The sequence below is a fragment of the Chryseobacterium taichungense genome, from assembly GCF_900109935.1.
Lineage (GTDB): Bacteria > Bacteroidota > Bacteroidia > Flavobacteriales > Weeksellaceae > Chryseobacterium > Chryseobacterium taichungense.
The window spans coordinates 23,860-32,317 of record NZ_FOBV01000016.1 but is presented as its reverse complement, the minus strand read 5'-3'; the positions used below and the strand labels follow the sequence as shown (position 1 = coordinate 32,317).

11 protein-coding genes are annotated in these 8,458 nt (G+C 33.5%); 4 read left to right on the top strand and 7 right to left on the bottom strand.

The window, feature by feature from the left end; all coding sequences use genetic code 11:
- The 4 genes from BMW64_RS20810 to BMW64_RS20030 all read left to right on the top strand — a co-directional run.
- On the top strand, positions 1–352 hold a 352-nt coding region (locus BMW64_RS20810), incomplete at its 5' end, for a hypothetical protein (protein WP_177175336.1).
- 95 nt (positions 353–447) lie between these two features.
- The gene (locus tag BMW64_RS20040) at positions 448–753 is read left to right on the top strand and encodes a hypothetical protein (protein WP_090002437.1); all 306 of its coding nucleotides are present in this window, start codon (positions 448–450) and stop codon (positions 751–753) included.
- Positions 750–1,052 (top strand): hypothetical protein, encoded by a 303-nt coding sequence (locus BMW64_RS20035; RefSeq protein WP_090002435.1) that lies wholly within the window; start codon positions 750–752, stop codon positions 1,050–1,052. The genes BMW64_RS20040 and BMW64_RS20035 overlap by 4 nt, the downstream gene beginning before the upstream one ends.
- Before the next feature lie 520 nt (positions 1,053–1,572).
- Positions 1,573–2,037 (top strand): hypothetical protein, encoded by a 465-nt coding sequence (locus BMW64_RS20030; RefSeq protein ID WP_090002433.1) that lies wholly within the window; start codon positions 1,573–1,575, stop codon positions 2,035–2,037.
- On the opposite strand, the gene BMW64_RS20025 is transcribed toward BMW64_RS20030, so the two are convergent.
- The 7 genes from BMW64_RS20025 to BMW64_RS19995 all read right to left on the bottom strand — a co-directional run bounded on the left by BMW64_RS20025 (position 2,030) and on the right by BMW64_RS19995 (position 8,178).
- Entirely contained in the window at positions 2,030–2,941 is a 912-nt protein-coding gene (locus tag BMW64_RS20025; protein WP_090002431.1) for a TIGR01777 family oxidoreductase, read from the bottom strand. The two genes, BMW64_RS20030 and BMW64_RS20025, sit on opposite strands and share 8 nt — an antisense overlap.
- Before the next feature lie 74 nt (positions 2,942–3,015).
- A complete protein-coding gene (locus BMW64_RS20020; protein WP_090002429.1) occupies positions 3,016–3,438 on the bottom strand; it encodes a hypothetical protein in 423 nt (140 codons plus the stop codon).
- Between the two features lie 189 nt (positions 3,439–3,627).
- Positions 3,628–4,008 carry a hypothetical protein gene (locus BMW64_RS20015; RefSeq protein ID WP_090002427.1) on the bottom strand — a complete coding sequence of 127 codons (381 nt, stop codon included), beginning with the start codon at positions 4,006–4,008 and terminating at the stop codon, positions 3,628–3,630.
- A gap of 80 nt (positions 4,009–4,088) precedes the next feature.
- On the bottom strand, positions 4,089–4,592 hold the full coding sequence (locus BMW64_RS20010) for a GbsR/MarR family transcriptional regulator (RefSeq protein WP_089860010.1): 504 nt from the start codon (positions 4,590–4,592) through the stop codon (positions 4,089–4,091).
- A gap of 155 nt (positions 4,593–4,747) precedes the next feature.
- Positions 4,748–6,349 carry a DUF4139 domain-containing protein gene (locus tag BMW64_RS20005; RefSeq protein ID WP_090002425.1) on the bottom strand — a complete coding sequence of 534 codons (1,602 nt, stop codon included), beginning with the start codon at positions 6,347–6,349 and terminating at the stop codon, positions 4,748–4,750.
- A 201-nt stretch (positions 6,350–6,550) separates the two neighbouring features.
- The gene (locus BMW64_RS20000) at positions 6,551–7,648 is read right to left on the bottom strand and encodes a Plug domain-containing protein (RefSeq protein ID WP_090002423.1); all 1,098 of its coding nucleotides are present in this window, start codon (positions 7,646–7,648) and stop codon (positions 6,551–6,553) included.
- A gap of 11 nt (positions 7,649–7,659) precedes the next feature.
- Positions 7,660–8,178: an RNA polymerase sigma factor gene (locus BMW64_RS19995; protein ID WP_090002421.1), complete on the bottom strand. Its 519-nt coding sequence runs from the start codon at positions 8,176–8,178 to the stop codon at positions 7,660–7,662.
- Between the last annotated feature and the right edge of the window lie 280 nt (positions 8,179–8,458).

Genomic DNA, 8,458 nt, shown 5'->3' with positions numbered 1-8,458 from the left:
AAGTTACTCTTTTAGTCCTGATAATGTTGATATCAATTTACCTGAGCTTGTTCTCAATGGATATGGAAGTGCAAAATACTGGGGAGGTGCTATAAGTACATACAACATCAACCATGGTATTCTTTACAATGGTATTGATGCAATGCGAGCTGCTTGGAATCAAGCAAATTTGCCTTTCGATCAGATGGCATGGGTGAGAAGTGATGGGCCTATTAAGTATATGGGTAGCCCCGGAGATCCGTTTGCGATTTGGGAAGGTATAGGAATGATGCTCTCATCTTCGGATAACAAAGCAATGAATCTAGCTGCATTACCCTTAATGGTGGTAACTAAAATAGTGATGGTGCTTTAAAAATTTTGGCAGCTGAAAAGGGATTACTAAAGAATACACTACCAGTAAGTACAGAAGGAAAATTATTGGGATCAATAACTAATTAACAAGTAATAATGAATGGCAATACGAAAGCTTCAGAAACGCTTGATTTTGTAATAACTCAAGCAGGAGAAACACTACTAGGCAGAAAACATACTTTTTTGTCAAAAGGAGCCGACGTTTTTGCAGCAGGGGAATTAAAAATGAGAAATGGTAGTATTGTAAGTATTAATAATTTATCTCGTCATTACATTCCTAGCCCCAATGTAGCAAATACATATTTAGATATTTTTAAAGCTATACATATAAATGTTTCCAAGGTTCATTTGAAAGTCTATAACTCTCAAGGACAAATAATTAATCATATATTACCAAAATGAAAAAAATAATTTTAAAAAATAAGAATTCGGAAATAATTGTTGATTCTACCTTTTCGTATTATTTATTTTCACATTTTTTTATGTTTTTTATTAAAGATGAAAATGCATTTGAAAAATATACACTTTCAAAAGATACAATAAAAGATTTACATAATGTTTTAGAGAACTATTTAAATAAAATATTAGAGAAATGGTATAAAGAACCTAGTGATAAAGAACTTCAAAAATATTCGACTCGATATGAAAAAATTAGATTAAATACGAAGTTTATAGAATCAACTATAGAATGTCTGAAATAGGACGACTAGTATTTTTATTAAATGAGCTTTTAAAAATGCTTAACGAATCATATGCTAATAATGAAGAATTAGATATTATAATTAATAATATATAAATCTGGGGTCATGTTGGGTCATGTTTTAGATGTGTTGTCTCTGTTTATTGCTCGACATTAACATAGAGAATTTTAAATAAAATTAATAAAAAACAGATGGTCATTTGAATCAGCTGTTTTTATTTATGTTAATATAAATAATCAATATATTTACACCTATACAGACCATTTGGATAGACGAGTAAAAGAGGAGCTTTTACGAAGGCTACGAACGCAGTTCAGTGCGCCTGAGTTACTTTAAAAACACCAGTGGCAGCGCAGAAGTTCTTGAAGAAAACAATCACTATCCTTTCTAAATTGAAGCACCATGAAATTAAGATACCAAATAACAAATTAAATATAAAGCAGGGTATCTCATGCAAGATGGATGTATAAATCCTTTAGATAAATTACTCAGACATTAGTCAATTAAAAAACATTAAATTATGATGATAACAGAAATAGAACAACAAACAATGGATATGGATTGTTTTTTTACAGATGGTGAATATGTGGGATTCATGGCTTCTGGTGGTGGGAAGTTACCTGATTCAGTAGCGAAATCTGAAGAAAAGCGTCAAATATTAGCACGTTATTTTAGAAGCTTACCTGAAATATCAGAGGTCATAATCAATCCAAAATTAGACAATATATTGATTAAAATATTTGGTTCAGGGGTTAGTAAAAGATATTTGGAAGACTATGAATTTATGACAAAAAAGGGATTATATTCTTTTGATAAAACGTATCCAAATAACTTCTTAGAACCTTTTTATCACTTAGTGACAAGTCCAAAGAATCCATTAAAGTTAAAAGAACTGCCACAGAATATAGTTGATGTACTTGAACAAACTTGCTATAAGAATAACTTGGCAAATGTTGATGAAATAAACATTTCGGAAATCAATTAATCCTTCTGGGTGATAATAAATCCTTAAACACACCTTCAATATCCGGATACGAAAACCCAAAACCATTTTGCATTAACTTTCCAGGATAAACATTTCTGCTTTTTAATAATAATTCGGTTTCGGTTTTCAAAAATAGGGAAGCAAATTCCAGCTGCCAGAAGGGAGCATTTAAGCCAAATGGAATTTTCATTTCATTTCTCAGCTTATCCATGAAAAGCTCATTGGATAAAGGATTCGGAGCGGTTACATTAACGGAACCTGACATAGTTTCACAATAAATAATAAACTCAACAGCCCTGCAGAAATCATGAATATGGATCCAGCTTACCATTTGGTTTCCTCTACCCTGCTTTCCGCCCAGACCTAATCTGGTAATCATTTTAAGTTTTTGAAAGGCACCGCCGTTATTCCCTAGCACGATAGAAGTCCGTAAAGCAACTTTCCTGACATTTTCTGTTTCCTGTTTGAAAAATTCTTTTTCCCAGCTTTTACAGATATTCATCGAAAAATCATCGCCAGTAATTCCATTTTCTTCAGTATTCAGATGCGTTTCCGAGTGGATATAAATTGTTGCTGAACTGGCATTTAGCCAAACTTTCGGTTTATTTACACATTGATCGACAGCCTTTTGAAGAATTTTTGTACTGTTAATTCTTGAATCAAAAATTTCCTTCTTGTTTCTGTCATTATACCGGCAATCGACTGACTTTCCAGCCAGGTTAATTAAAACATCTGTATTCTCAAGAAGATTTTTCCATGCTCCTAAGGTTTCTCCGTCCCAATGATATTCATTTGAGCGTTTTGAACTTCGGGTAAGAATAATAACCTCATGACCCTTATCTGTAAAATATGTTTCAAGGTTCTTGCCGAGAAAACCTGTTCCGGCAGCGATGATTATTTTCATTTTGCTTTAGTTTTATAATTACAGTATTAATTTCTATTATTAACTGTTTGGACGCTCGCTTCGCTCGCGTTATTTTAGGAGTTTTCATTTTTTGTAGTTGTCTTTAAATTCTTGCTTTCCCGATCAGAAAAACTAATACTTAGAGACAGTATAATCAAAACAGGCGACGCAGCGAGCCAGGAAACCGGCATCCACTCAAGGAAATTGTTGAGAACCGTATACTTGAGACTAAGGCACAAAATAAACAGTAAAAAAGTGATTACCACATACGTGGAAACAAAAATATAAATGATTCTGGAATGCGTTCTCGCATAATTTTTATTGCAAAATTTCGCTATGTTTAAGGTATATTGAAGAATCGCCAGAAGAAAAAATTCAATCTGTACTAACGTAGTCAGAGATTCATTTTTCGTTATGGCAAGCATTAATAATGTTATTATAAAAAGAAGAATTATTGTCTGCTGAATGCTTAAATCATATTTCAGTAAAGTTTTCATGGCTATTGATTTTAAAGGTTTAAAAAGTCTCCTCTTGTTCTTTTATTCTGTAGTTTGAATGTAAAATACATCCAGATTTTAAAGATGAATGTTTTCATTTTTATATATTTTTTCTTTATTTAAAATTATAATTACAGCTATGCTATAAACTCAATAATAGAAAAAGCAAAATTGATATAAGTAGATATTCTATTCTTCCACTCTATTTTTCTGTGCCGCTTTAATAAGATAAATACCGTACAGCAGATAGTAAATATTAAAAAGTACACCTCCCACTCCCATAAAATAAAGCACCATGTCTATTCTATTTTCAACCGTTAATATCGATATAAAATATAATAGGAGGAAAAACAAAATAACACCGAAAAAATAGTATTGATTGAATTTGCTTGCGAAAAGAGAAATTCTTAATAAGAATCCCAATAAATTTGAAATACCAACATAAAAAAGCGCGATAAAAAATGCCATCCCGGAGTTTTTTTGAGAATAATCGACAATAACGTATAAAAGGCCTATAAGGCTCACTACTAACTGGAATATTACTTCCGCTTTTAAGAGAGTAAGTTTCATATTATAAAGTTTTTAATATTATTATATTTTCAATAATTTTTGAAACATAAGCTGAAATAAAAAAGATTTTAAAACCCTTTCTATTTTAATAAATTGGTGATCTTGCCCACCAGCCAATGATCATCACTTTTTATGGCAAGATCCATAATATTGTTTATTTTTCCGGTTACTGAACTGAAGTCTTCCATTAATTTGATGAATTCTTTTGCTTCTTCCGAGTCTTTATCTTCAATATTTTTCAGTTCTTCCAAAAAAGAAATTACCGGTTCGATTTCTCTTTTTCTTCTTTCTTTAGTAATCTGCTTAAACAAAAACCAAACGTCTTTTTCAGCAACAAAATATTCTTTACGATCGCCTTTTACAAACTCCTTCCTTACAATCCCCCAGTCCATTAAAGCACGAAGATTCATGTTGGCATTTCCTCTTGATATTTGCAGTCCTTCCATCACCTCATCGGTAGACAGTGGTTTTCCGGTCGCCAAAAGCAACGCATGAACCTGCGCCATTGTCCGGTTGATTCCCCAGTTGGTAGCAAATGTACCCCAGGTCTGAATATATTTTTCTTTTGCTTCTGAAAGTTTCATATCGTTGATTAAATCTTATACAAATATAATTAAATATTTTGAACTTTCAATAATTATTGAAAATAAATTACAAAAAAAACAGACATCCTATTCTGAATGCCTGTTAACAATAATTTAATTTACTATTCTTATTTGAGATTTTTCCCACTAAAATATTACAGTCCTAATACAACTCTGTTTTTCAATGAATTGACTTTAAACGAAAATTCCATTTTTTTGGTTTCGTTGGCATTTAATATGACATCCCACGTCAGTTCTCCTGTTTCCTCATTATAAGTTGCCCCTCCCTTATTTATAAGTGTTATAATGATCTGCTTGTCCTGAGAAACAGGTATTCTGTCTTTAATTCTGAGCTTAATCTTTTCACTTTTGTTGTTACGAATTGTAAACTGATAAGCAAACTGCTGTTCTTTGTTAGATGAAGAGATACTCTTTTCCATCGTTTTGTCTTTAATCATTTCTCTTTTGACGCTTATCCTCTTATCATCGCCAAGTGTAAGCAAAAGTTTATTTTCTGTGTTTTCTGCATTGAGAGTAGTTTTTCCGACATTGGTATTTTCAAAAATAACATTGGCTTCAGCATTAATAAGATTATACTTATCGAGATTATCCAATTCTGCAATCAGGTAAACTGTTCGATCGACTCTCGGAATAGAGTAATAAGTATATGTTGCAGGAATTTCTGTTCGATCCAGATTGATACTGTTATCCTGATTATTAGACAAGATCGTGTAAAAGTCTTTCAGATCATAAGCAACATTCAATTGATTCCTGGAAATACTTGAACCTACAAGGGCAACGTCAGCCACACTTTTTTCCTGCACAGCAGATGCATAATAATTTTCAACCTTATCAGCCTGCATTCCGGGAGTGTGAGTTACTACAGGCTCCTGATAGAATAAACTCCAGGGAGATAATGAAGGAATCTGCTTTCTCACGTTCGGATATCCGGAAACCAAGTGAAGTTCCACATTTTTCCAGTCCAGTCCTGAATTTTGCCTAACCATAGCTTTATAAAGCAATTGTGTTTTAGAATTTATATCCGGAATTACAACGTCATAATAAGGCTTCCATAAAGCTTCGCGAATACTGTATTTGATATCAAGAGTTACCTCTGCCGAATCGTCACTGGAAATCTGCAGAACCAATTTTCCTTTAGGATATTTTTCTAATTCCTGATTATTGAGATCAAACTTAGTACGCAGCTTATCAAGCTTTTCAGATACAACAGAATACGAAGTTTCAGCCTGATCAAGCTCAACACTTAGTTCTGTTCTTTTTTTCTGATAATAATCAATGAGTTTTTCCAATTCTTTTGAATAGGAAGTAGACCCAGAATTAATCGTTTGATTTTTATCCAAAATATTAATGCTGTTGGATAAGGCCGTTTTCCGAAAATCGAGATCCTTTAACTTTTTCTCCATAAGAGAGATGCTGTCTAAAACAATTTTATGTTGAGGATTTTTTTTATCAAGCTCTACTTTATAAAAATTTTCGTCTGTAGTAAAACGATAAGTAAGGATAGAAACCTTTGATTTGGAACCTATTTTTATAGTGCTCTCATCAATATTCTGTGCAATATTGGTGATTACTACCTCAGAACTTCCCTTGGAAACTCTAAATGAAGTATTGCTGTACAGTTCTGCAGACTGCTCGTAAAGAGTGACCGACTTTAAATTCGCCTCTGCAAAGACAGGTTTTTGGCCGAGAATAATAACTGAGAAATTGCATAAAGCAATAATGATGATCTTCTTCATATTTTTACATTTAGCTGTTTTACATAATTACCGGTGAAACGTCTTACATGTTTTTTAATTTAAATCCAATTTCTAATGACTTTATTATAGGATCATTTTTATTAAAAAAGTTGCAGTAAAACTTTATAAAAAAGAAACTTCCGTAGAAATTTCTTATAAGATTTATATTGAATGAGTATTAGTTGTTAAAATTTTTCAGCATTATTCTTTCAGGAGTTTCTCATTAAAGAGCTTTTTAAGCCTTTTCTTTTCTTTTTTTGAAATAGACTTGGTAATAACGACAATCACACCGTTACGCGCTTTTTCTCCTGAAAACAATGGAGCCGCCTGTTCGGCTTTCAGAACCCTTACCGCCTCAATCTTTTTAGAATCTAAATTTCTGAAAGTCTCCATATCAGATACTTTACCGTCAATAACGACCATCAGATTCTGCTGATTCGACTGAACTGTTCCACGGATACTGATCGAATTATTCGATCTTGCCGATAAAGCATTGGTATGTAACCCCGGTGTGAGTTTAAACATACTCGTATCTGCTTTTTCGGCCAAACGGGTTTCTGTAACGGGACTAAATGCTAACGGTTTTTGCGCTTTTGTGTTGACTTTATTATAAGATTTAATTTCCGTTTCTTTTTCCTTAAGATTAAATGCCAGATTTGGATAAGAAGATTCCGCAGTGTCTCCCACCGTATTAAAACTTGAAACTTTCTGGCCTGATGCAAGAGTACCCATCGAAGCCTTTTCTTTCTTTATTCCCATAGCAATGACTTCTTCTATGTTCTGACGTCTTATACTATCCATCGCCATCATCTTCTGTTCAGCGACCTGCGCAGCCTCTTCATGAGATACTGCAGCAGCACTCATTTCAGAAATCGGAGAAGCCGGAAGATCTGTCTTCAATTTTGGAGCTGACTGGTACGCTATTATTTTTTCAGAAGGAACAGGTAAGGCTTTGTTTTGAATATTCATCTTTACCATACTGTCAATCTTCTGCATCGGTGCTAAAGGTTCAGCAGAAACATCCTCCTTACCACTCGTTTGAGTCGCTATTATTTCCTGCTGCATTTGCTTACTTTGTTTTTTGTCCGTGAAGTAAAAAATTCCGGATGCAATCAATAGACTGGCTGCTATCCCATAAGGAATCCAGACCGGAATAATTTTCCGTTTCTTTTCTTCTTTTTTATCTAATCTTTCTTCAACCTTCGCCCAAACTTTGTCAAAACCAGGAAAAGTCGCAGGTTCTTCTAAGTTTTTAGAAGCCTCATTGAAAGCTTTATCGATATCGTGATTATTTTCCATTGTTTTAAGATTTAAATATTTTGGTTGACAAGAAGTTCCTGGAGCTTTTTCCTTGCGAAATTCAGCTGCGATTTCGAGGTTCCTTCACTAATGGAAAGCATGGTGGCAATTTCCTTATGAGGATAACCCTCAATAGCAAACAGATTGAAAATTGCCCGGCAGCCCTCCGGCAAGAAATTCAGGAGGCTGAGGATATCCTTTTCAAAAGAGATGTCTTCTGTGCCCATATCTGAATTGCTTACATGGTTTTCTTCGAACGATATATGCAGATGTTTTGCAGTTCTTAGTTTCTGCAGGCATTCATTTACTGCAATCTTTCTTGCCCATGCTTCAAAAATTTCAGGCTGATGAAGCTGGTCGATTTTAGTGAAAATCTTATAAAAAGTATCCGCCATGGCTTCTTCGATATCTTCATCACGTTTAAGGTATCGTTTGCAGACCGAATATAATTTTCCCGCCATCTGTTCGTAGACTTTCCGCTGCGCATTGCGGTCGTTCCGCTGACATTCCAATAATAGCTCTCGTTCCATAATCAGGCTTTATATCTACATAGATGCAGAAAGTTTTAAAAAGGTTGGAAACATAATAAACTTTTTTTAAAAATAAATGTTTAAACTAAAATTTAAACCATCACTCAGCTTTCTTTTTCTATTTTTTTTAATGCAAAGCTTTCTATTTTTTATACATATTGAGAGCGAGCAAAGAAAGGATCAGTAAACTGAACTGATCAAGCGTACGCAGGATACACACGCTTATCAGCGGCTTTGCCGCCACACTTTGCTTCCTTAAAAAATAAACGAAGTGATAATT